Source organism: Thiohalocapsa sp. (genome assembly GCF_022340605.1).
In the GTDB taxonomy this organism is placed as follows: Bacteria; Pseudomonadota; Gammaproteobacteria; order Chromatiales; family Chromatiaceae; genus Thiohalocapsa.
This window is the reverse complement of the sequence record NZ_JAJDNQ010000143.1, coordinates 1-21,971: the sequence shown is the minus strand read 5'-3', so window position 1 is coordinate 21,971 and position 21,971 is coordinate 1. Positions and strand designations below refer to the sequence as shown.

The window sequence follows — 21,971 nt, the reverse complement described above, 5'->3', positions numbered from 1 at the left end:
GTTGTCGTTGTCGAGTATCCGACCACGACCACGATCATGACCACGATCATGACCACGACAACGACAACGAGCAGAGACTTCGACCTGGTTTCTCCGCTCCGGTCCCACCCGGGTTGGCGTCCTGCAAAATTGGCTGAAACGGGGTACTAGGGCTTCGGCCCAAACTCTTGCCGCAACCCCCCCATCACCGACTCGTCGGCGATAACCTCGAAAAAGTGGCGATGGTCGGTGTCCGCGGTCCCCATCCGGCTCCCGTCCCAGGTCAGCAGCCGGGCGCAGCGCACCGCTAGGCGTCGGCTACGCCCGGCGAGGTCGCTGTAGCGGCCGACGAAGTAGAGGCCGTTATCGTCGCCCGGTACGGACAGCCGCGTCTGTCGCAGCGACATCTCGCGCTGCAACTGGAAGAATGCCTGTTGCTCTAGCAGGATGCCGTTGATGTTGTAGCTGAGCAGGTCGTCGTTGCCCGCCGCGAGGGCGGCGGCGCCGGTGGGGCGCACCAGCATCGCGCGATGCCCGCCGCCGGCCGGGTGCACGCCCGCATGGCGCAGCGCCGCGGTGCAGGCGGACAGGCGGTCGGCGGTGTTGATGGCACTGGAGATCATGATGCGCCGGCCGTCGTCATAGAGGAAGTGCGGCTCCCGCGGCGAGTAGGCGACACCGAGCCCCAGCTCGAGCTCCGGCAGGCCATGGCGGCGGTTCAGCACGTTCTGCATCGCCACCACCCGCAGGATGCTGCGCGCGAGGCCGCAGGCGCGCGCCACCGGCATGACGGTGGTGGCCTCGCTGCCGCGTTCGCTCTCGTAGTCATAGAGCGCCAGGATTACGGCATCGCCCTCGACGAAGAGCTTCTCGGCGCCCAGCTCCGGCAGCAGCCGGTTGACCGGGTCGAATAGATTGAGACTGAAATGCGAGGCCGGATTCAGCCCGCGGCGTACCAACTCCTCGGTGATGCGGGTGGAGCCGCGGATGTCCGCCTTCACCACGGCGTGGGCGCGCATGCGCCGCACCTGCGGCAGGCTCTCTGCGCGGCTGACGAATTCCCACAGGCTGCCGTTGGCCCGCGACAGGGTCACCTCGTCGCCGCTCTCCGCCAGCCGCAGCCGGTCCATGGCCTGGTAGGTCTTGTAGGCGAGCTTCAGATCGCGCCGTAGGTGCAGGAAGTCGCCGACGAAGCGGTCCAGGTAGCCGGCGCGCTCTTCGGCATCCAGCCGGCGCAACGCCGCCTGGCAGCGCTCCAGCATGCGCAGGATCTCGGCGCGCTCCACCTCGGTCTCCAGCGCGGCCAGGCGCTCGGCGAGGCGCCGGCGCGAGAGATGCGCGGCGCAGAAGTCGGCCACCAGCGCCAGCGGTACCGCCGCGCCGAGCTGGGTGCGCAGCGCTGGCATCCAGTAGCAGAGCACGAGCCGATCGACGAACCCGGCGTGCAGCAGCCGCAGGTGCAGGCGCTCGCGCAGTCCGCGCCGGAAGCCGAGCCAGCGGGTGGAATTCCACTGCACCGGTGCCAGCAGCATGGACGAGTCGCCGCTGCCGGCGTCGGCGTCCGGCACCTGCAGCAGGCGGCGCATGTTGGCGGGCTCGTCGATCCAGCAGGTGCGGCCCTCGTGGTATTCCTCGGGGGACATGAAGCCGCTCAGCAGCAGTTCGGTGGCGAGGAAGCCGCGCAGCACGCCCTGGTCGGTGCGCTCGCGCGGGCGCTCGGCGAGCTGCTGCGGTGTCAGGTCGCCGAGCACCTGCCGGCGGCCGTACTCGGGCAGGTAGTCGACCAGGGTGGATAGCACCGCCTGATTGGCGAGCCGCAGCCAATTGCCGTCGCCGCCGTCGCCGAGCGCGGCGATGAGATAGTCCTGCGCCAGCTCCGTGGCATCGCCGGGATCGGTCGCCAGTAGCACTGGGTTGAACAGCGCCTGGGTGGGCAGGGGCCAGGCGTCGGTGCTGACCGCCGCGCGGAGTTTGCCGAGCTGGCCCGACTCCAGCTTGCGTAGCTGTCGGAACAGGACCTTGAGCACGCGGCGGTTGATGCTGGCGCCGTGGCGCTTGAGCAGCACCAGCTTCTCGTGCAGCGCGAGGCTGCGCCCGGTGCCGGCCGCCAGGGACTGCTGGCCAGCTCGCTGGCATTCTTCGAGCTGGTTGCGCTGCTCGCGCAACACTAGCTCCAGCAGGTGGCGCATCAGCGCCAGCTGCAACAGGGCGAGCACTTCCGCCGACTGTGCCGAGGCGTTGCGCTCCAGGGTCTGCTCGAAGAGGTTCGCGTAGTGGCGCCGGAACCGCTCCAGGTCCTCGGCGCCCACCAGTTGCGGGGCGCTCTGGCCGATAGCCGCCGCCATCTCCTCGGCGAACAGCTTGCGCACCGTGATGGCGGCCAGCTCGCGAAAGCGCGGGCTCAGGTGCACGTCCACGTGCACGTTGTCGATGCCGGGGCTAAAGCCGTCGACGTCGAAGGTCCAGCTCGGCGGCTCGCGCATGGCCGCCAGGAAGGCAGATAGGTTGGGCCGCCAGTTGGGCTCCGTACCGCCGCCGTCAGGGACTCGCATAGACTCGCCTTGTGCGCCGGTCGCCACTGACCAGGGCCGTGTCAGTGCGTGCCGGACAGCGGCTGCCGCTACCGCCGCGGGCCGCCACGTTTGCCATCGGCGCTTGCGCCTGCCGATCGGATGACTCGTACGCCTCTGTTATCCTGGCGAGTCGTTGCCGGCAATTGCCGCCGGCAGCTCGCCACCGCTGCCCGATACACGCCCGCCACTCCGCCGCATGACCAACCCGTTGGCCCACCGCCTGGCCCACCGCCTGGCCCACCAAAGGGACCGCAAAATGCCGAAGCGCTCGCCGATGCTCCCCGGACTGGGGCTTGCCTTGCTGTTGCTCGGTGCGCCGGCAGTCCAGCCGGCGGCGGCCGCCGCCGCGGCCGACAGCGTGCGCGTTTTCGCCGAGGCCATGGCACGCATGATGAATGCCATGGGACTGCTGGGCGACAACGCCGCTGTGCCGGCGCCGCTGCCGGGGGGCATGCCCGGCGCCGTGCCTGACTGGGGTGCCTGGATGCAGCAGATGCCCGGCATGGTGCAGTTGCCGAACATCCCGGGTTGGCAGCGCACCAGCCTCGATGGCATCTGGGAGGGGCGCGACGGTGGGCTGTTGATCGTGCAGGCGCATCGCTTCCGGCTCTACTCGCCCCATGGCGACTATATCGACGGGCTGATCCAGCAGCGCGGGGACCGCATCGCCATCTACGACCCGGAGCATGACGTCGCGCGTCCCTATGAATTCGCCCAGCATCAGGGGCGCCTGGTGCTGCGCGACGCCGACGGACAAGTCTACCTGTATCGGCGCCTCTGGCTCGACGACACGGTCTATGGCGATCCCGGCGGCGACCCCAAGCCGGACCAGTGAGCGCACGCCTGGTGCGGGCGCTCCAAGGTCCAGCACGCACTGGGATGGCGGACGAGCGCAGAGACTGTTCAAGTATTCGGTGAGGATCGGGTTAGCGCAGCGTAACCCGGCGATGAGCGTCGGTAAGCCGTTGATGGTCGGGTTACGCTATCGCTAACCCGACCAACGATCCGTTCGATTTTGGGGTTGCCAGCAATACTTTCCCGGCCTTGAGGCGCATCCGCACACCGGTGACCGTGACACTTGGGGCCGGCTGTGCTCAGGACAGCAGAAGCCGCAGCCCGACCGCCAGCAACAGCAGCGCAAACACGCGCCTGAGCGCGACTGTCGGCATCCGGTGTGCGAGCCGCGCGCCGATATTGGCCATCGGCATCGCGGCTGCGGCGATCGTCAGCACCGCCGGCCAGAACACGAAGCCGAGGCTGTGCGGCGCCAGCCCGGCGCGACCCCAGCCGCTCAGCACGAAGGCGATGCTGCCGGCCAGCGCCAGCGGCACGCCGCAGGCGCTGGAGGTCGCCACCGCGTTGCGCAGCGCCTCGCCGTGGCGCGCGAGATAGGGCACCATCAGCACGCCGCCGCCGATCCCGAGCACCGCCGACAGCGCGCCGATGCCGGCGCCGGCCGCAGTCACCATGCGCCGCGTCGGCAGCGGCCGAGGCGGCGCCGACGCCGACGTCGCCAGCAGCATGCGCACACCGCTCGCCAGCAGAAACAGCCCGAACAACCGCCTGAGCCATATCCCGGGCAGCCAGCCGGCGAGCAGCGCACCGCAGGCGGCGCCGGCGAGCAGGCCCGGCACCAGGCGCCTCACCAACGCCCAGCGCACGGCGCCGCGGCGATGGTGGGTCAGCGCGGAGGCCGAGCCCGCGGCCACCACCGTCGCCAGCGAGGTGGCGACCGCCTGGTGCGTGGTCCAGGCGCCATCGATGCCGAAAGCCGGCAACAGGATCAGCAGCGATGGCACGATGACGGCACCACCACCGATGCCCAGCAGCCCGGCGAGCAGCCCGGCGACGGTGCCCACGGTGGCGAAGGCGATGGCGGCGAGAGCGATGGTGGCGGTCGGCTGCACCCGATTTCTTCTGCTGAGCCCGGCGGAATCATTGAGGATACAAGGCGAGCGACACGCGGGCGTTGCGGCATAATACCCGGCCGCGCACCGGGCGCCCGCGCACCGGTTTTGCGCCGCGGCCGGACCGGCGCCGCTCCCAACCCGCGCACCGTCGGTGCCTGGCGGTCCTCCGGCGCCGGCAATTTTGCCGGGAATTCATTGCCGTGGCAGCGCGCACAACCGGGCCGCGTGTCCGGCCCGAAGCACACCAGAACTCCAAGCAGCGGACCTGCAATCCATGAAGCGACAGCGAGCCTGCATCATCGGCGGTACCGGTTTCGTCGGCCGTCACCTGCTCACCCGTCTCCGCGCGGCCGGCTATCACTGCATCGTGCCGACGCGGCGCATGTTCCGCCACCGCGACCTCAAGCTCTATCCCGACGTCGAGCTGTGCGAGCTGTCGCCCACGGTCGGTTTGGAGGAGCTGTTCGCCGATTGCGACCTGGTGGTGAACCTGGCCGGCATCCTGAACGAGTCCGACGGTATGACGTTCGAGGCCGCGCACGTGGAACTGGTGCGGCGCATCGTTGCCGCCGCCGAGGCGGCCGGTGTGCCGCGTCTGCTGCACATGAGCGCACTACATGCCGACGCGGCGCGGGGCGGCAGCGCCTACCTCCGCTCCAAGGGGCAGGGAGAAGACATCGCGCAGGCCGCGAGCATGGCGGTGACGAGCTTCCGACCCTCGGTGATCTTCGGTCGCGGCGACAGCTTCTTCAACCGCTTCGCTGGCCTGCTGAACATGGCGCCCGGCGTGGTGCCACTTGCCTGCCCGCAGGCCCGCTTCGCGCCGGTTTGGGTCGACGACGTCGCCCAGGCCATGGTGCGCAGCATCCACGACGAGCGCACCGTCGGCCGCCGCTACGATCTCTGCGGGCCGCGCGTGCTCACGCTCAAAGAGCTCATGCGCTACACGGCCGCGCGTCTCGGCAAGCGCGTTTGGATCATCGGGCTCAACGACACGGCCTCACGGCTCATGGCCAAGCTCTTCGGCATGCTGCCCGGCGCGCCCATCACCCTGGACAACTACCTGTCCATGCAGACCCCGAGCGTCTGTGAGGAGCACAACGCGCTGTTGCAGCTCGGCATCCATCCCACCGACATCGACACCGTCGTGCCGACGTACCTGCCCTGACTGAAATCCGGATCGGGCGAATCCGATCCCGATCGCTCGCCGCGGTCAGGCGGTGCGCCGCTGCGGCTGCGCAATACGCCGTCTTAGGTCGGGCTGAGGAGCGAAGCCCGACACGGGGCCTGCATGCAGTCGCCCGATTGTCGGGCCTCCTGTGTCGGCCCGACCTAGTGCACGGCCTTGGAATTGTCGATACCGTTCGCTGTCGGTTGCAAGCGAGTGTCGCCCTCCAGGTCGACACGGATTAGCGCCGCTGGCGGCCTTCGAAGTGGCCTCGGTACTTCCGCATGGGTGCACTCGTGCAGCTTTTCTCCTTACTTTGCAGTCGTTGTCGTTGTCGTTGTCGTTGTCGAGTATCCGACCACGACCACGACCACGATTACGATTACGATTACGATTATGACCACGAGCAGAGACTCCGACCAGGTTCCTCGGCTCCGACCCTACCCGAGTTGGCGCCCCGCAAAATTGGCTGAAACGGGGTACTAGTCCCCCCGCACTACAGCCGCCCCCGCAGGTCCCGTTGCGCGAAGCCGCACCAGCCCTGGCGCGGCGCCTCGAGGTTGCGGGTCAAAGCGATGGCCTGGAAGCGCTCGCCCATGGCCGCGGGCAGCACCAACTGCTTGGCGCTGGCGGCGAGATCGAGTAGCGCCTCGGGGTCGGTGGCGGCGGCGCTCAGGTGGCGGTCGAGTCCGCAGCCGAGCAGAAAATTGGCCTGGGTCGTGTAGCCCGCGAGGGCGAGCCCCGCGGCCATGCCGGCCGCGGCCACGGCGCTGAAGTCCACGTGCGCGGTGATGTCCTGCAAACCCGGGTGGGCATAGGGATCGGCGTGGGCCTGGTGGCGGTAGTGGCAGAGCAGGGTGCCGTCGCGGCGCTCCGGCAGGTAGTACTCCCGGCGCGGATAGCCGTAGTCGATCAGCAGCAACATGCCCGCCGCCAGGTGCCCGGCGAGCATCGCGAGCCAGGGCGCGAGCCTGAGGTTGAGCTCCGAGCACAGACCTCGGGCCAGGCTCGCCGGCGGCAGGTCGAGCGCGGCCACCGCCGCGGCGAGACGGGGCGAGCGGGGGGTGTCCAGTACGTCGGCAAAGCGGTCGCCGTCGCGGCGCACCAGCACCTCCCGCACGGCCGCCGCGACGTCGGCGGAGGCGCCCGGGCGAGCCGCGTCCAGCGGCGGCAGGCAGAAGCGGTGCACCGGCATCGCGTCCAGCACCTCGTTGGCGATGACCATGCCGCGCAGTTCGGCCGGCGGCCGGGAGATCCAGTGCACGCGCCCGCTCAGCGCCGGCACGCGCTCCTCGATCAGCGCGCGCTGCCGCTCGGCCAAGTCCGGGCTCGGCTCCAGGATCAGGTAACGTCCGGGCAGCCGGTCTGCCTCCGCCAGCGTCTCCAGCACGTCCGCGGCCAGGGCGCCGCTGCCGGCGCCGAGCTCCAGCAGGTCGCCGCCGCCGAGGGCCGCGAGCACCTCGGCGCACTGCGTGGCGATGCAGCGGCCGAACAGGGGCGAGATCTCGGGGGCGGTGACAAAGTCTCCGGCCGGACCCAACTTGGTGGCGCCGGCCGCGTAGTAGCCGAGACCAGGCGCGTACAGCGCCAGCTCCATGAACCGATCGAAGGGCAGGGCACCGCCGGCGGCGCTGATCTCCTGCCGAATGAGCGCGCGCAGGCGCTCGCTTTGGGCCGTCATGGCGTCGGCAGGCGGTGCGCCTGTCACGGTCTCGGAATGGCGGGATGTAAGCATGATCGGGTGGCGGCCGGTTGGCGTTGCGGTGGCGTTCTGCGGACCAATCCGTCAGTCTAACCCCGAGTCGCCGGGCGTGTGGCGGTGTGCGCCATCCTGACCAGCAACCGCAATCCAACGGGAGAGCAACCGTGACCGAGGCGCAGCAACACTCCGATTCGGATCGGCCCATGTCTGCACGGGTGGCGCTCATCACCGGTGCCTCCCAGCGCATCGGTGCCGCCATTACCCGCACGCTGCACGGCGCGGGCTTCGACATCGTGCTGCATTACCGCCACTCCGGCGACACCGCCGCGGCGCTGAAGGCGGAGCTGGAGGCTGCGCGGGCGGATTCCGTCCGGCTCGCGCGCGCAGACCTGCTGGACCCGCACGCGCCGGCGGCGCTGCTCGACGTGGTATGTGCGTTTCACAACCGCCTGGACGTGCTGGTGAACAACGCCTCCGCCTTCTATCCGACGCCGCTCGGCGAGGCCACCGAGGCACAGTGGGCGGAGCTCGTCGGCACCAACCTGAAGGCCCCTTTCTTTCTGTCCCAGGCGGCGGCACCGCTGCTCGCGGCGGCGCAGGGGTGTATCGTCAACCTGGTGGACATCCACGCCGAGCGGCCGCATTCGGACCACCCCATCTATTCCATCGCCAAGGCCGGCAATGCGATGATGGTATGCGCGCTGGCACGGGAGCTCGGGCCCGGGGTGCGGGTCAACGGCGTCGCCCCCGGCGCCATCCTGTGGCCCGAGGAGGGCCTGTCCGACGCGGCCAAGCAGACCATCCTGGACCGCACCGCGCTGAAGCGCCCCGGCACGGCGGATGACATCGCCCGCACCGTGCTGTTCCTGGTGCGTGACGCCCCCTACATCACCGGCCAGGTCATCGCCGTGGACGGGGGGCGCACCGTCCAGCAGTAGCCGCCCGCGGGCGCCAGCGCTCCGGTCGGCGCCCCGGCCGGTATCTCCCCGGCCGGTATCTCCCTGGCCGGCATCCCCAAGAACAGACCCCCCGAGACCCATGACCGACGACGACAAGGCCCTGTTGCACCGCGGCGACGCGCGCAGCTCGCCGTATCCCGTGAGCCGGCTGGCGCCCGCCTTCGACGCGCCGGAGCTGGCGGCGGAGATCGCCCGCGCCGAGTCGATGCTGAGCGCGCGCACCGGCGCCAAGCTGCGCGTCATCGCCGACCAGATCAAGGCGTTGCAGGCGGAGGCCCGCAAGGTGCTGGACGAGGCCCGCGAGGAACAGGCGCTGACGCATGCCGAATGCGCCTTCAAGCGCATCCCGGGCAGGGTCTATCACCTCTACCGCAGGGCCGATGGCCGCAGCTTCTTCTCGATGCTCTCGCCCGTCGACTGGCGTGGCGCGCCGCCGCACGAGTTCCTGGGCTCCTATCGCCTGGAAGTGGACTATTCCTGGACGCCGGCGGAGCAGCCGGACCAGCACGACGCCACCGGCGCGCTGGTGGGCGAGCTGCTGCGCATCGGCGGCCTGCGCGGTGGCGATGACGACTAGTGCCCCGTTTCAGGCAATTTTGCAGGGCGCCAAGCCGGGTTGGAGCGGAGCCGAGAAACCAGGTCGAAGTCTCTGGTCGTGGTCGTGGTCGTGGTCGTGGTCGTAATCGAATGTTCGGACGGTTGAGATCACGACAACGACAACGAAGGCAAAGTTGGGTGAAACGCAGCACGAGTGCACCGCCTCGGAATTGTCGATACCGTTCGCTGTCCGGTGCGAGCGAGTGTCGGCCGGAGTGTCGCCCTCCAGGGCGACACGGATCAGTGCCGCGGTCGGCCTCGAGCGCGGCCTCGATGCTTCCGCACGAGTGCACCAGCCGCCAACACGCCGGCGCAGCATCCGCCCCGCGCCCGCCAAGCGCCGCCTGGCTGGCGCTGGTGCTCGTGTTGGCGCTCGTCGCGCCGTTGCTCCCCGTTCGTGCCGCGCTGGCCGCGGAGCTGACGGTATCTTGCGGGCGCTTCGCCGCGGAGACGACGCGCTGCCGCGACGCCGCCCGGGACTGGGCCGAGGCCACGGGCAACCGCGTGCGGGTACTCTCGGCACCCAGTGTCAGCGAGGATCGCCTCGCGCTCTATCGCGAGCTGTTGGAGGCCGGCGCCGGGCGGCTCGACGTCATCGAGATCGACGTGGTCTGGCCCGGCCTGCTCGTCGCGCACCTCACGGACCTCGGCCCCTATCTGGGCGACCTGCGCGAGCAGTTCATGGCGCCGCTCATCGCCAACGACACGGTGGACGGCCGGCTGGTGGCGCTGCCCTGGTTCCTGGACCTGGGCCTGCTCTACTACCGCAAGGATCTGCTGGATGCCGCGGGCATCCGGGTGCCCACCACCTGGCCCGCGCTGGAGGACGCGGCCACCCGGCTGCAGGACCCGGAGCGCGGTGGCGGCAATCCGCGCTTCTGGGGCTTCCTGTGGCAGGGACGGCCGGCGGAGAGCCTCACCTGCAACGCGCTGGAATGGATCGCGAGCTGGCGCGGCGGCGCCATCGTCGCCCCCAGCGGCCGCGTCACCGTCGACAACCCGCGGGCCGCCTATGCGCTGGAGCGGGCGAGCCGCTGGCTCGGGCTCATCAGCCCCAGCTCCGTGCTCGCAGACAGCGAGGCGCAGACGCTCGCTCAGTTCGCTGGCGGCAATGCCGCCTTCATGCGCCACTGGCCCTACGTCTGGCAGACCCTGAACGCCGCCGACGCCCCGCTGCGGGGCCGTGTCGGTGTCGCGCCGCTGCCCCGCGGCGGCCTGCAGGGCGAGCACGCGGCCACCATCGGCGGTTGGCAGCTCGCGGTGCCCGCGTCCAGCCGGAACCCGCGGCTCGCGGCGGACCTGATCCGCTACCTGGTCTCCGCCGAGGTGCAGCGGGAGCGGGCCGTCACGGCGGGCTACATCCCGAGCCGCCCGGCGCTGCTGAAAGATCCCGCCGTGCTCGCCGCCACGCCCTACATGGCGACCGCGGCGGACAAGCGGCTGACCCTGGTGGCGCGGCCCGCCACGGTCACCGGCGTCTGGTATCCGGAGGTGAGCGCGCGGGTGCAGCGCGCGGTCTTCGCCGTGCTCGCCGGGCGCGAGGACGCCGACGCGGCGCTCGCCGCCCTCGCCCGTGGGCTCAACCTGTTGAGCCAGCGCGGCACCAACTGGTCCGCCCACGCCCTGGCGGCGCCGGAGCCTGATAATGCCGAGCCGCGCTGATCCCCTGGCCACCCGCCGCCGGCGTCGGTCGATGCGCGGCCGGCATCTGGCCGTGGCCGTGTTGCTATGGGCCGGGCCAAGCTTGGCGCTGAGCCTGGCGCTTATGGGGTCGGCGCAGCCGGCGGCGGCGGAGGCGCTGCGCATCGGCGTATTCGGCCAGGACCCGCCGCGCAGCTTCGTGGACGAGCAAGGTGAGTTGCACGGCCTCGACGTGGACGTCGCCCGGGCGCTCTGCGCGGCCATGCACTTCGCGTGCGAGCTTGTGCCCATGGAGTGGTCGGCGCTGCTGCCGGCAGTGGAGGACCGCACGCTGGACGCCGCGGTGGCGTCCATCTCCATCACCGACGCGCGGCGCGAGCGCGTGGACTTCACCCGGCCCTACTATCGCACCCCGGCGCGCTTCGTCGCTCGCCGCAGCACTCTGGTGGCGGTGGACCCGCGCAATCTCGCCGGCAAGCGCATCGGCGTGCGCCGCGGTACCACCTTCGACGATTATCTGAGCGACAACTACGCCGGCCAGTCGATCATCGTCCGCTACAGCACCCAGCCCGCGGCGCTGCTGGACCTCATGCTGGGGCGCCTGGACCTGGTGCTGGGGGACGCCGCGGTGTTGCAGCAGACCTTTCTGGAAACCGAGCAGGGCGAGGAGTACGCCTTCGTCGGCCCGCCGCTGTGGGCGCCCAAGTGGTTCGGCTACGGCAACGGTGTCGCCGTGAGCAAGCACAACGCGGGGCTGCTGCAGCTCCTGGACCGTGCCGTGGCGGATATCCGCGTCAACGGCGGGTTCGAGCGCATCCGCCGCACCTGGTTTCCCGGCGGGCTGGGCGTCACGACCGGCACCGAGGCTGGCACCGGGACTGGCGCCGCCGACGCCGCGGACGCGAGCGGGGACTGACTTCAGCCGGGCGCCGCCGGCAGCGGCGCGGCGTCGCCCCCGGCGGCGAGCCGCCCGCGGTCCTCGGTGCTGATGTGCAGCGCCACGTCGCGGCGCGGATACGGCATCTCGATGCCGTGCTCGTGCAACGCCCTGCCGATGGCCAGCAGCACCTCGGAGCGGATTGTCAGGCCGCCGGGGCCGAAGTTCATGCGGAAGCAGTACTGCACCCGCAGGTTGGCCGACGACTCGCCATACTCCCACAGGAAGCAGCCGGGCGCCGGCTCCGAGAGCACGTGTGGATGCTTTTCCAGCACCTCCCGGATCAGCCGGATGGCCAGCTCCGGGTCGTCCGAGCGGCGGATCGGGATGTAGTGCACGTTGCGCAGCAGATCATCGCTGCGGGTCCAGTTGGTGAATTCGCCGCTGATCACCGACCCGTTCGGAATGATCACCTCCTGCTGATCCAGGGTGCGCATCGTCAGCGATCGCATGCCGATGCGCGAAACGGTGCCGATGTTGCTGCCGATGCTGACGAAGTCGCCCGCCTTCAGCGGCCGTTCCGCCAGCAGCAGGAGGCCGGAGACGAAGTTGTTGACGATGTTCTGCAGGCCGAAGCCGATGCCGACGCCCAACGCGCCGGCGAACACCGCCAGCGTCGTGAGATCGAAGCCGATGATCCGCAGCGCCAGCAGTAAGCCGGCGACGATGACGACGTATTGCGTGAAGGTGGCCAGCGCCTGACGCAGCCCGGTATCGGAGATCCGGCGATAGGCGAGGTTGTAGCTCACCTGCTGGCTCCAGCCGCCCACGTAGAAGGCGCCCCCCACCAGGAATACCGCCAACAGGATGTCGGCGACGTCGAAGCTGGACTTGCCGAGCTCGAACAGCGGGCGGTTGATGAGGCCGAGGAAGCCGCGCACCACCGAGGTCTCGGCGCTCCAGCCCCACAGGCGGAACAACAGCCAGCCCGCGCCGAGCGTCGCCAGCAGCACGCCGAGCCGGTAGCCGGGCTCCACGAACTGCGTGGTCCAGAAGTCGCCGAGGTCCGATTCCGTCCGCGCCAGGCGCTCGGCGAGGCGCTCCCGGGCATCCAGCAGCAGGCCGATCACCAGGAACAGCAACAGCCCCACGGCCACCGCCCAGGCGAAATAGGTCATCACCACCCAGGCCAGCTCGGTATAGCCCACGAGCCCGAGCAGGCCGGTGCCGGTGAGGAACAGCGGCAGCGCCCGCGACACCCAGGCCAGGAAGCGCATGCGCGGCCGCGCCCCGCGCGGGCCGCTGGTGCCGAGGTGCTGCAACAGGGCGCGCAGCGCGGAGGCGGGCATCACCAGCGCCAGTACCCCGAGCATGGCCAGCCGGTCCAGTACATCCGCCAGGATGGGCGCGACCGGCAGCGAGCGGGCGAGGATGTACAGCGCGGCCACCAGCGTCGCCAGCAGCAGCCCGAGCCGCAAGCGGCGGTAGAAGCGCCGGCGCTCGTCCGTGCGGCCCTCCGGCGGCTCTTGCCGGAACAGGAGCCTGCGCACCAGCGCCAGCGTGAAGGCCAGCAGCGGCCACAGCGCGAGCAGCAGGAACAGCGTCCAGAGGGCGGTTGGCGGAATGCCGTAGATGCTCCCCAGCAGCAGCCAGAGCGCCGCGGGGATCAGCATGGGGGCCACCCGCGCTAGCGGCCGCAGCAACAGCGCGAGCCGGCTGTCGCGTGGCTGTGCCAGCGCCGTTGCCTTGAGCTTGCGCCGTGCCAGCAGCAGTGCCAGCACAATGCCGATGCCGCCGAGGGCGGCGAGCAGGTCCGTGACGGGGGCGGCGCGGGCGATGGCTTCGCGCAGCTCGCGGCCGACCTTGTTCAGCGCCTGGCCCAGCAGCGCCGGCAGATGCAGCGCGTTGTCGCCGAGCCGGCGCCAGTCGGCCGGCGTCTCCGGCAGCGGGTGCTGCTGCGTGAGCCCGGCGGCGTAGCTGTCGCCGATGGCGCGGGCGTACCCCTTGCGCTCGCGCTCCACCCGTGCCTGTAGCGCCTGCACGTCGGTCTGCTGAAAGTCGAGCATGGCTTGCAGGTCGGTGAGCACCTGCCGGCTCTCGGTGTCTTCGGTGCTCTCGTGCCGCACGGCGTCACGCAGCCCCTCGAGCATTCGGCGCTGAGAGGCGAGTGCGCCCTCGACGTGCGTCAGCGCCGCGCCGACGCGCAGCAGCCGCCGCTCGGCGTCCCGCAGCACGTGCAGCGGCATCAGGTTGTCCTCGCGCAGCGTCTCCAGATCCTGGAGCTCGTCCTCGGCGAGGATCAGCTCCAGGTCGTTTTGGCGCAGGAAGCTGCGCGTGACGGCATCGTCGATCTGCACGTCGAGCTTGAGACGCTCGTTGTTGGCCTTGGTATCCGCCCCCGTGATCTCGCCGCGACGCCTCGCGAAGCGCGTCGCGCGGTGCATGTGCTCGTTGATCACCGACTCCAACAGCGGCAGCCGTTTGTCGGCGGCGAACAGGCCGTGGTCGAAATCGTGCAGGCGCAGGCGGCTTTGCAGTAGACGCAGCCGCTCCGACAGCAGCCGCCTGTAGCGATCGGCGACGGCGAGGAGCTCGCCATAGGCGGCGATAACGCGCTCGGTGAGTGACGCCTGCTCGGTCAGCAATGCCTCCGCCGCCTCCCGCCGCAGCGCCCGGGTGTTGTCGCCATCGGCCACCGGCGGCAGCCGCTGGAGCTCGGCGAGTTGCTCGCGCAGCCGCCCCAGCGAGAGCCGGCGCTGATCGATGCGGCCCTGCAGCACCACCAGGCGGGACTCCAGCGTGTCCAGCTTCAGGCGCGCCTCGCGCAGCATCTCCGGCGTCACGGCATCCGCCTGGAGCTCGCGCTCCTCGCGGGTCAGCTCGCCGCGCAGGTCATCGGTCTCGGTGAGGCGCTGTTGGCGGCCGGTCTCGATGTCGGCGATGAGGGCGGCGATCTCGCGGTTCTCGCGCGCGATGTCGCGCAGGTCCGGCACGTGCTGCTCCGCGGCGGCGGACAGCGTGCAGCAGAGCAGCGCGATGGCGCCGAGGAGCGGCCGCAGAAACGGGGCCGGGGGCGTCTGGCGATGGGGCATGGGTCTAGCGAGGCTTGGCCTCGGACCGAGGTGTCGTGATCGTCGCCTTGGCAAGCTGGGCGGCGCTCGTCGTTGTCGTTGTGGTAATCGTAGTCGGATCTTCGGCATCGATCACAACCATGACCACGGAAGCAGAATCAGGCGAAAGGGGGGGCTAGAGCGCCAAGGGGTAGAGCCGCAGCGCGCCAGCGGCCTGCTGCATGCGCTCACCCAATTCCCGCCAGAGCTGCCCGTAGCTGCGCCCGTCCGCCGGATGCCGGGCGTTCGGTGCCACGTCCGCCAGCGGTCCGAGCACGAAGGCGTAGTGCAGGATGTCCGCGCGGGGCAGCTCGCAGCCGTCGATGGTGCCGACGGCGTCGCCCCAGGTGAGCAGGTCGATATCGAGCGTGCGCGGTGCGAATTTGTCCGGCCCGCGCACGCGGCCTTGGGCGTCCTCGATGGCGCGCAGACGGTCGTTGATGGCGCCCACTTGCTCGCTGGTGTCGATGCCGGCGACCAGATTCAGGAAGGGCTTGCCGGCGAAGCCCACCGCCGGTGTCTCGTATACCGGTGAGAGCGTCAGCCCGCCGTAGGCCGCACGCAGGTCGGCCAAACCGCCGCGGATGCTGCGCTCGCGCTCCAGATTGCTGCCGATGCTGAGCCAGCAGCGGCGCCCGCGCTGGCCGGCGGGGTCGCTCACGCGGGGCGCTCGCCGCGCTCGATGATCACCCCGACGCCCGCGGCGTCGGTGACGGCGCCCACCTTGTCCAGCGTCAGGCGCACCCAGGGCACGCCGAACTCATCGCGGATGATGGCGGCGCAGCGCTCGGCCAGGGTCTCTACCAGCTCGAAGCGGGAGGCGCCGACGAATTCCTTCAAGCGCTTCGAGATGGCCTTGTAGTCCAGGGTGTCCTCGATGCGGTCGGTGGCGGCGGGCCGGGTATTGTCGGTGGCCATCTCGATGTCCAGCACGACCGGCTGCTTGATCTGCTTTTCCCAGTCGTAGATGCCAATCGTGGTTTCGATGCGTAGTTGGCGGATGAAGACGATATCCATCGGAGCCGGTCTCCTCGGGCGGTTGTTGCGTGCGGTTGGCGTGCGGCGATGCAGGGTTTGATCAGGGCCAAGGGCCAAGCGTGCGCTCCGGCTCGGCGCTTGGCGCTCGGCCCTTTCCGCTCGGCCCTCTCCGCTTGGCATGGTGGCGCCGCTCGTCGCCAATGCAAGCGGTGGGTGCTTGACCCGGCGCGGCGCAGCCGGTCCAATGCCCGCCCATGGACGTATCCCTGATCATCTCCGTCGCCCTGGTGCTCGGCGCCTACCTGCTGGGCTCCGTGTCCAGCGCCATCATCGTCTGCCGACTGATGGGTCTGCCGGACCCGCGCACGCAGGGCTCCAACAACCCGGGCGCCACCAACGTGCTGCGCATCGGCGGCCCGAAGGCCAAGCCGGCCGCGGCCATCACGCTGGCCGGCGACATGCTGAAGGGCGTGTTGCCGATGCTCGTCGCCCATGGCTTCGGCGCCGCGCCGCTGACGCTTGCGCTGGTGGGCATCGCCGCCTTCGTCGGGCACCTGTTCCCGGTGTTCTTCGGCTTCCGCGGCGGCAAGGGGGTGGCGACCGCGCTGGGCGTGCAGTTCGGGCTCTACTGGCCCATCGGCGCCGCCACCGCCGCGGTGTGGCTGTTCGTTGCCAAGGTGCTCAAGATCTCATCCCTGTCCGCGCTGGTGTCCATGGCGCTGGCGCCGGTGTTCCTCTGGTTCTTCTGGCCGGAGCCGAAGCTGGTCGGCATGCAGATCGTCATCACCGGGCTCTTGTTCCTGCGCCATCGCAGCAACATCCGCAAGCTGCTGCGCGGGGAGGAAGACAAGATCGGTTCGGCTGCTGAAGAAGGACCTGCCGGGGAAGGGCCTAGGGCCTAAGGCCTGGAGCCGGCAGGCTGCAAGCGATCAACCGATTTGGCGAGGCGCCGCCGGCGATCATCTTGGGTTGCTTCGAAAGCGGGGAACATCGCGGCGCTTGGCCCCAGATGCTCGATACGGCGCTTGCCGTCATCGCCTGCTTGTCGGGCCTTCTTCGTCAGATCGGCGTTAACGTCTCCAGCGGCCACCTCGGCATCGCCGTGAAGGCGAGGGGCTCCGACTGGCCCGCCGCCAGCCGCTGGTGGCCGGCGAAGGCGATCATCGCGCCGTTGTCGGTGCACAGCTCGGGGCGCGGGTAGAAGGCGCGGCCGCCACGCTCGGTCATCAGTGCATCCACGCGCTCGCGCAGCCGGCGGTTGGCGCTGACCCCGCCGGCGAGCACCAGGCGGTCGCAGCCTGCGGCCTCCACGGCGCGGCGGCACTTGATGGCCAGCGTCTCCACCACCGCGTCCTCGAAGGCACGGGCGATGTCCGCCCGCGCCTGCTCGGTATCGGCGCGCGCGGCTAGCTCGTCGCGCACGGTGTTGAGCGCGAACGTCTTGAGGCCGCTGAAGCTGAAGTCGAGTCCGGGGCGGTCGGTCATGGGCCGGGGGAAGACGTAGCGGCCCGGCTCTCCCTGCTCGGCGAGCCTGGCCAGTGCCGGCCCGCCGGGATAGGGCAGGCCCAGGATCTTGGCGGTCTTGTCGAAGGCCTCGCCGGCGGCGTCGTCCACCGACTCGCCGAGGAGCCGATAGCGCCCCACGTCGGCCACTTGCACCAACTGGGTGTGGCCGCCGGAGACGAGGAGCGCCACGAACGGGAAGGCCGGCGCCGGCGCCTCCAGTAGCGGCGCCAGCAGGTGGCCCTCCATGTGATGCACGCCGATGGCTGGGATGCCCCAGCCCCAGGCGATGCTGCGCCCGAGCCCGGCACCCACGAGCAGCGCGCCGACGAGGCCGGGCCCTGCGGTGTAAGCGACGCCGTCCAGGTCTTGCGACGTGGTCCGCGCCTCGGTCATCACCAGCCGGATCATCGGTGTGAGCCGGCGGATGTGATCGCGCGAGGCCAGCTCCGGCACCACGCCGCCATAGGCCGCGTGCAGGTCCACCTGGCTGTGCACCTCGTGTGCGAGCAGGCCCTGATCGCCGTCGTAGATGGCCACGCCGGTTTCGTCGCAGGAGGTTTCGATGCCGAGTACGCGCATGCTTGACGTTGGAGCGAGCTGTTGGTGCCGCTGGACCGCTTTCCGGGGTTGTCGCGGCGATGCCGACACAGGCATAATGCGGGATTCCGCATGCGTTAGCCAGACGCGCCAAACCAAATTTCTTAACGCGCACTGAAGGATTATTCATGCCCAGCGTTCGCATCAAAGAGAACGAGCCCTTCGAGGTCGCCCTGCGGCGCTTCAAGCGCTCCTGCGAGAAGGCCGGCGTCCTGGCCGAGGTCCGCCGCCGCGAGTTCTACGAGAAGCCCACCGCCGAGCGCAAGCGCAAGAAGGCGGCCGCCGTGAAGCGCCACCACAAGAAGCTCTCCCGCGAGGCGCGGCGCTGGGAGCGGCCGTACTGACCTAATCCGTCATGCTCAAGCAGCGCCTCACTGACGACATGAAGGCCGCCATGAAGGCCGGCGACAAGCCGCGCCTCGGCGTCATCCGCCTCATCAACGCCGCCATCAAGCAGCGCGAGGTGGACGAGCGCATCGCGCTGGACGACACGCAGGTGCTGGCGGTGCTGGAGAAAATGGTCAAGCAGCGGCGGGACTCTATTGCCCAGTACGAGGCCGCCGGCCGCGAGGATCTTGCCGCCGTCGAGCGCTTTGAGCTCGGGGTCTGTCAGGAATACCTGCCGGAGGCGCTGTCGGAGGCCGAGATCGCGGCCCTCATCGACAAGGCCGTCACCGCCACCGGGGCGGCATCCATGCGCGACATGGGCAAGCTCATGGGCGTGCTCAAGCCCAAGCTCCAAGGCCGCGCCGACATGGGTGCCGTGAGCCAGCAGGTGAAAGCCCGCCTGCAAGGTTAGGCGTCCCGACACGCGGTACTGCGCTCGCGGGGCATCCGCCCCCATATTACCAGGCGGCAGGTATTGCATACGCCTGCCGCGACGCCGTTTCGGCGTGCACCGTCCCAAGTCGCCCTGCCCCAAGTCACCCCGCGAGGTCGTGGTGGATGGTCGGCCGCATCACGCCTGAGCTCAAAGACCAACTGCTTGCGCGCACCGACATCGTCGAGGTGGTGGGTCTGCGCGTGCCGCTGCGCAAGGCGGGTGCGCTGTTCAAGGCGTGCTGCCCCTTTCACACCGAGAAGACGCCGTCCTTCGTCGTAACGCCGGCGCGACAGACCTACCACTGCTTCGGCTGCGGCGCGCACGGTAACGCCATCGATTTCCTGATCGAATTCGACCGCCTGAGCTTTCCCGAGGCGGTCGAGGAGCTAGCGCAGCGCGCCGGAATGCCGCTGCCGGAGGCGGGAGACGCGCCGCGCGGCCCGGACCCCAAGCCCTTGTACGCGTTACTGGAGCAGGCGGCGAGCCTGTATCGCCAGGCCCTGCGCGAGCATCCGGAGCGCGCAGCGGCGGTGGCGTACCTCGAGCGCCGGGGCCTGAGCGGCGAGATCGTTCAGCGCTACGGCCTGGGCCTTGCGCCGCCCGGCTGGAGCTTCCTGCTGGATGCCCTCGGCAAGAGCGCCGAGCAATGCGAGCGCCTGGTCGCCGCCGGCCTGTTGTCCGAGCGCGACGGCCGCCGCTACGACCGCTTCCGCGGCCGCATCATGTTCCCGATCCGCGACCGGCGCGGGCGCGTGGTGGGCTTCGGCGGGCGCGTGCTCGACGACGGCGAGCCCAAGTACCTCAACTCGCCGGAGACGCCCGTCTTCGTCAAGGGGCGCGAGCTGTATGGCCTGTACGAGAGCCAGCAAGCGCTGCGCAACCCGCCGCGGCTGCTGCTGGTGGAGGGCTACATGGATGTCATCGCGCTGTCCCAGTTCGGCATCGACTATGCCGTCGCCGCGCTCGGCACCGCGGCGACGCCCGAGCACATCAAGCGCCTGCTGCGGGGCGCGCCGGAGGTGGTGTTCTGCTTCGACGGCGACAAGGCCGGGCGCGACGCGGCCTGGAAGGCGCTCAAGACCGCCCTGCCGCTGGCCACGGGGCAGCAGCCGCTGCGCTTTCTATTCCTGCCCGAGGGCGAGGACCCGGACACCCTGGTGCGCAAGGAGGGCCAGGCTGCGTTCGAGGCGCGGCTCGCGAACGGAAAGCTCCTGTCCGCGTTTCTCTTCGAGCATGCGGGGGCAAGCCACGACGTGGCCGCACCGGAAGGTCGTGCGGGGCTGGCGGACGAGGTGCGTGGGCTGCTCGCCGGCATGCCGGCGGGGAGCTATCGTGATCAGCTCGCAGGGGAGCTGGCGCGGCGCATCGGCGAGCCGGTCCCGCGCGGCGGTGCAATGCCGCGCCGAGCGGCGGCAAGACCTGCCGCGGCCGCCGTGCCGAGCCTGTCGCCGCTGCGGCGCGCCATTGCCCTGCTGCTGGACGATCCGGGGCGTGCCGCCCTGGTCGCGGACAAGCCCGCCGACTGGCGCGAGCTGGACAACCCCGGTGTGCGGCTCCTCGCCGAGGTGCTGGACATCGCGCGCGCCTATCCCGGCATCACCAGCGCGAGCCTCGTCGAGCGCTGGCGTGGCACCGAAGACGAGCGCACCGTGCGCCGGCTCGCGGATGCGCGGCTGATCGAGCTGATCCCGGAGGCCGGCCGCGGCGAGGAACTCGCGGCCATCGTCGATCGGCTCAACAAGGATGTCGCGGCCGAGCGCCGTGCAGCGGAGATCCAGCGGCGTTGGCGCGAGCGCGGCGTCGCTCGCGGTGATGCCGATGCGTGAGCGTCGCAACGGCAGTGCCGTGCGGCCCATCGCGCGGTGATGGCCGGTCGCGGGTGCTGTCGCGCCGCGTTGTCCCCGCCCGACAGACATTCGGAGGTCCCGAGGCGCCTGGACAGATACCACGTACCGCGCCCAAAGACCTTGGGATACAAGAAAAGGCGCAAATCTGTTAACCTGGACAGTTTATCCACAGCATCTAAACTTCGGGCATCCGGCGCTTGTCCAATGTGCGATCGGACGCGCGCTGGTATCGCCATGCCAGCGTGCTCCCAATGCGCCCGAGGCAGGGTGCAGGCGCAGACGGCGGGGCGCGGCCGCGCTGCGCCGCCAGCGACGAGCGCCATGCCCGCCTCTCGACGGCAGCGCGGGACAGCTTCGGCACGATTTTCCGGCAGCGTCCGCCCGGTTCAAACGTCTAACCGGTTCCAACGTCTAACAGGTATCCGTATGGATCAAGAGCAGCAGCAGGCCTCGCAACTCAAGCAGTTGATTGCCAAGGGCAAAGAGCAGGGCTTCCTGACCTACACCGAGGTCAACGACCACCTGCCCGACGGCATCATCGAGCCCGAGCAGATCGAAGACATCGTGCGCATGATCAACGACATGGGGATCATGGTACACGAGACCGCGCCGGCGGAGATCGACACGCTCAGCAGTGACTCGGCCGTCGCCGACGACGAGGCCGCCGAGGCCGCCGCCGCCGCGCTCGCCTCCGTGGACAGTGAGTTCGGCCGCACCACCGACCCCGTGCGCATGTACATGCGCGAGATGGGCACCGTGGAGCTGCTCACCCGCGAGGGCGAGCTGCGCATCGCCAAGCGCATCGAGGACGGGCTCAACCAGGTGCTGGCGGCGCTGTCCACCTACCCGCGGGCGGTGGAGCTGCTGCTCAGCATGTTCGAGCAGGTGGAGCGCGACGAGCGCCGCCTGTCCGACGTCATCTCCGGCTTCACCGACGACGAGACCGCCGAGCCGGTGCAGAAGGGCGCCGCCGCCGAAACGGCGTCCGCCGACGATGACGACGACGATGACGACGGCGCCGAGGAGACCGTGGACACCGGCCCGGACCCCGAAGAGGTCTCGCGCCGCGTCGCCTCGCTGCGCGCCCACTTCGAGGAGTTCACCGCGCTGCTGCGCGAGCACGGCCGCGACCACGACGCCTCCCGCGCCGCCATGGCCAAGGTCTCCGACGACTTCATGCAGTTCAAGCTCGTGGCCAACGTGTTCAACGAGCTCGTCGAGGTCCTGCGCGGCAGCATCGAGCGCGTGCGCACCCAGGAGCGCATCATCATGGGCTTGTGCGTGGATCACGCGCACATGCCGCGCAAGGCGTTCATCGACACCTTCCCGGACAACGAGACCAACCCGGACTGGATCCGCGAGCAGATCGACGCCGGCCACAAGTGGTCCGCCGCGCTGGCGGAGGTGGAGAGCGATGTGCGCCGCGCCCAGCGCCGGCTGCAGGACTTGGAGCGCGAGAACCTGCTCACCATCGGCGAGATCAAGGAAATCAACCGCAAGATGTCCATCGGCGAGGCCAAGGCCCGCCGCGCCAAGAAGGAGATGGTCGAGGCCAACCTGCGGCTGGTGATCTCCATCGCCAAGAAGTACACCAACCGCGGCCTGCAGTTCCTGGACCTGATCCAGGAGGGCAACATCGGCCTGATGAAGGCGGTGGACAAGTTCGAATACCGCCGCGGCTACAAGTTCTCGACCTACGCCACC

The 21,971-nt window shown here is 70.0% G+C and carries 18 protein-coding genes; 11 read left to right on the top strand and 7 right to left on the bottom strand.

The genetic code is table 11. From position 1 onward, the window contains the following. Positions 1-146: 146 nt before the first annotated feature. Positions 147-2,531 carry a hypothetical protein gene (locus LJE69_RS17935; RefSeq protein ID WP_296927406.1) on the bottom strand — a complete coding sequence of 795 codons (2,385 nt, stop codon included), beginning with the start codon at positions 2,529-2,531 and terminating at the stop codon, positions 147-149. Between the two features lie 277 nt (positions 2,532-2,808). Here LJE69_RS17935 and LJE69_RS17930 point away from each other — a divergent pair, with 277 nt between their 5' ends. Beyond that, positions 2,809-3,387 carry a hypothetical protein gene (locus LJE69_RS17930; protein ID WP_296927405.1) on the top strand — a complete coding sequence of 193 codons (579 nt, stop codon included), beginning with the start codon at positions 2,809-2,811 and terminating at the stop codon, positions 3,385-3,387. Between the two features lie 259 nt (positions 3,388-3,646). Here LJE69_RS17930 and LJE69_RS17925 read toward each other — a convergent pair whose 3' ends face one another. Then, on the bottom strand, positions 3,647-4,459 hold the full coding sequence (locus LJE69_RS17925; RefSeq protein WP_296927404.1) for a sulfite exporter TauE/SafE family protein: 813 nt from the start codon (positions 4,457-4,459) through the stop codon (positions 3,647-3,649). Positions 4,460-4,736: 277 nt separating this feature from the next. Between LJE69_RS17925 and LJE69_RS17920 the strand changes: the two genes are divergently transcribed. Next, complete coding sequence (locus tag LJE69_RS17920; protein WP_296927403.1) at positions 4,737-5,630, top strand: complex I NDUFA9 subunit family protein; 894 nt, start codon at positions 4,737-4,739, stop codon at positions 5,628-5,630. A gap of 496 nt (positions 5,631-6,126) precedes the next feature. Here LJE69_RS17920 and LJE69_RS17915 read toward each other — a convergent pair whose 3' ends face one another. Further along, entirely contained in the window at positions 6,127-7,311 is a 1,185-nt protein-coding gene (locus LJE69_RS17915; protein ID WP_296927402.1) for an SAM-dependent methyltransferase, read from the bottom strand. Between the two features lie 224 nt (positions 7,312-7,535). Between LJE69_RS17915 and LJE69_RS17910 the strand changes: the two genes are divergently transcribed. From LJE69_RS17910 to LJE69_RS17895, 4 genes are all read left to right on the top strand, one after another. After that, complete coding sequence (locus LJE69_RS17910; RefSeq protein WP_296927422.1) at positions 7,536-8,270, top strand: pteridine reductase; 735 nt, start codon at positions 7,536-7,538, stop codon at positions 8,268-8,270. A 100-nt stretch (positions 8,271-8,370) separates the two neighbouring features. Continuing rightward, positions 8,371-8,868 carry a DUF2452 domain-containing protein gene (locus tag LJE69_RS17905; RefSeq protein ID WP_296927401.1) on the top strand — a complete coding sequence of 166 codons (498 nt, stop codon included), beginning with the start codon at positions 8,371-8,373 and terminating at the stop codon, positions 8,866-8,868. Between the two features lie 293 nt (positions 8,869-9,161). Then, complete coding sequence (locus LJE69_RS17900) at positions 9,162-10,550, top strand: ABC transporter substrate-binding protein (protein ID WP_296927400.1); 1,389 nt, start codon at positions 9,162-9,164, stop codon at positions 10,548-10,550. After that, positions 10,534-11,445, top strand: a complete 912-nt coding sequence (locus tag LJE69_RS17895) for a transporter substrate-binding domain-containing protein (RefSeq protein WP_296927399.1) — start codon at positions 10,534-10,536, stop codon at positions 11,443-11,445. The genes LJE69_RS17900 and LJE69_RS17895 overlap by 17 nt, the downstream gene beginning before the upstream one ends. A gap of 2 nt (positions 11,446-11,447) precedes the next feature. On the opposite strand, the gene LJE69_RS17890 is transcribed toward LJE69_RS17895, so the two are convergent. From LJE69_RS17890 to folB, 3 genes are all read right to left on the bottom strand, one after another. After that, complete coding sequence (locus LJE69_RS17890; RefSeq protein WP_296927398.1) at positions 11,448-14,498, bottom strand: mechanosensitive ion channel domain-containing protein; 3,051 nt, start codon at positions 14,496-14,498, stop codon at positions 11,448-11,450. 154 nt (positions 14,499-14,652) lie between these two features. After that, a complete protein-coding gene (folK, locus tag LJE69_RS17885) occupies positions 14,653-15,177 on the bottom strand; it encodes a 2-amino-4-hydroxy-6-hydroxymethyldihydropteridine diphosphokinase (RefSeq protein WP_296927397.1) in 525 nt (174 codons plus the stop codon). Next, positions 15,174-15,533, bottom strand: a complete 360-nt coding sequence (gene folB / locus LJE69_RS17880; protein WP_296927396.1) for a dihydroneopterin aldolase — start codon at positions 15,531-15,533, stop codon at positions 15,174-15,176. Before folB ends, folK begins: the two co-directional genes overlap by 4 nt. Before the next feature lie 227 nt (positions 15,534-15,760). Here folB and plsY point away from each other — a divergent pair, with 227 nt between their 5' ends. Continuing rightward, positions 15,761-16,396: a glycerol-3-phosphate 1-O-acyltransferase PlsY gene (gene plsY, locus LJE69_RS17875; protein WP_367114709.1), complete on the top strand. Its 636-nt coding sequence runs from the start codon at positions 15,761-15,763 to the stop codon at positions 16,394-16,396. A 157-nt stretch (positions 16,397-16,553) separates the two neighbouring features. Here the strand turns inward: plsY and tsaD are convergent, their stop codons facing one another. Next, positions 16,554-17,579 carry a tRNA (adenosine(37)-N6)-threonylcarbamoyltransferase complex transferase subunit TsaD gene (tsaD, locus tag LJE69_RS17870; RefSeq protein ID WP_296927394.1) on the bottom strand — a complete coding sequence of 342 codons (1,026 nt, stop codon included), beginning with the start codon at positions 17,577-17,579 and terminating at the stop codon, positions 16,554-16,556. Positions 17,580-17,725: 146 nt separating this feature from the next. Between tsaD and rpsU the strand changes: the two genes are divergently transcribed. The 4 genes from rpsU to LJE69_RS17850 form a co-directional block, all read left to right on the top strand. Beyond that, positions 17,726-17,941: a 30S ribosomal protein S21 gene (gene rpsU / locus LJE69_RS17865; protein WP_058556564.1), complete on the top strand. Its 216-nt coding sequence runs from the start codon at positions 17,726-17,728 to the stop codon at positions 17,939-17,941. A gap of 11 nt (positions 17,942-17,952) precedes the next feature. Then, complete coding sequence (locus LJE69_RS17860) at positions 17,953-18,396, top strand: GatB/YqeY domain-containing protein (RefSeq protein WP_296927393.1); 444 nt, start codon at positions 17,953-17,955, stop codon at positions 18,394-18,396. Between the two features lie 146 nt (positions 18,397-18,542). Next, complete coding sequence (gene dnaG / locus LJE69_RS17855) at positions 18,543-20,246, top strand: DNA primase (RefSeq protein ID WP_296927392.1); 1,704 nt, start codon at positions 18,543-18,545, stop codon at positions 20,244-20,246. Positions 20,247-20,693: 447 nt separating this feature from the next. Next, positions 20,694-21,971: sigma-70 family RNA polymerase sigma factor (locus LJE69_RS17850; RefSeq protein ID WP_296927391.1), on the top strand; the 1,278-nt coding region annotated here is incomplete at its 3' end.

Excerpts from the sequence above, each read along its gene's own strand:
- dnaG (WP_296927392.1), top strand. The coding sequence starts at position 18,543 with ATGGTCGGCCGCATCACGCCTGAGCTCAAAGACCAACTGCTTGCGCGC.
- LJE69_RS17860 (WP_296927393.1), top strand. The coding sequence starts at position 17,953 with ATGCTCAAGCAGCGCCTCACTGACGACATGAAGGCCGCCATGAAGGCC.
- LJE69_RS17915 (WP_296927402.1), bottom strand. The coding sequence starts at position 7,311 with ATGACGGCCCAAAGCGAGCGCCTGCGCGCGCTCATTCGGCAGGAGATC.
- tsaD (WP_296927394.1), bottom strand. The coding sequence starts at position 17,579 with ATGCGCGTACTCGGCATCGAAACCTCCTGCGACGAAACCGGCGTGGCC.
- LJE69_RS17920 (WP_296927403.1), top strand. The coding sequence starts at position 4,737 with ATGAAGCGACAGCGAGCCTGCATCATCGGCGGTACCGGTTTCGTCGGC.
- LJE69_RS17895 (WP_296927399.1), top strand. The coding sequence starts at position 10,534 with ATGCCGAGCCGCGCTGATCCCCTGGCCACCCGCCGCCGGCGTCGGTCG.
- LJE69_RS17910 (WP_296927422.1), top strand. The coding sequence starts at position 7,536 with ATGTCTGCACGGGTGGCGCTCATCACCGGTGCCTCCCAGCGCATCGGT.
- LJE69_RS17890 (WP_296927398.1), bottom strand. The coding sequence starts at position 14,498 with ATGCCCCATCGCCAGACGCCCCCGGCCCCGTTTCTGCGGCCGCTCCTC.
- LJE69_RS17930 (WP_296927405.1), top strand. The coding sequence starts at position 2,809 with ATGCCGAAGCGCTCGCCGATGCTCCCCGGACTGGGGCTTGCCTTGCTG.
- folB (WP_296927396.1), bottom strand. The coding sequence starts at position 15,533 with ATGGATATCGTCTTCATCCGCCAACTACGCATCGAAACCACGATTGGC.
- rpsU (WP_058556564.1), top strand. The coding sequence starts at position 17,726 with ATGCCCAGCGTTCGCATCAAAGAGAACGAGCCCTTCGAGGTCGCCCTG.
- LJE69_RS17905 (WP_296927401.1), top strand. The coding sequence starts at position 8,371 with ATGACCGACGACGACAAGGCCCTGTTGCACCGCGGCGACGCGCGCAGC.
- LJE69_RS17935 (WP_296927406.1), bottom strand. The coding sequence starts at position 2,531 with ATGCGAGTCCCTGACGGCGGCGGTACGGAGCCCAACTGGCGGCCCAAC.
- LJE69_RS17900 (WP_296927400.1), top strand. The coding sequence starts at position 9,162 with ATGCTTCCGCACGAGTGCACCAGCCGCCAACACGCCGGCGCAGCATCC.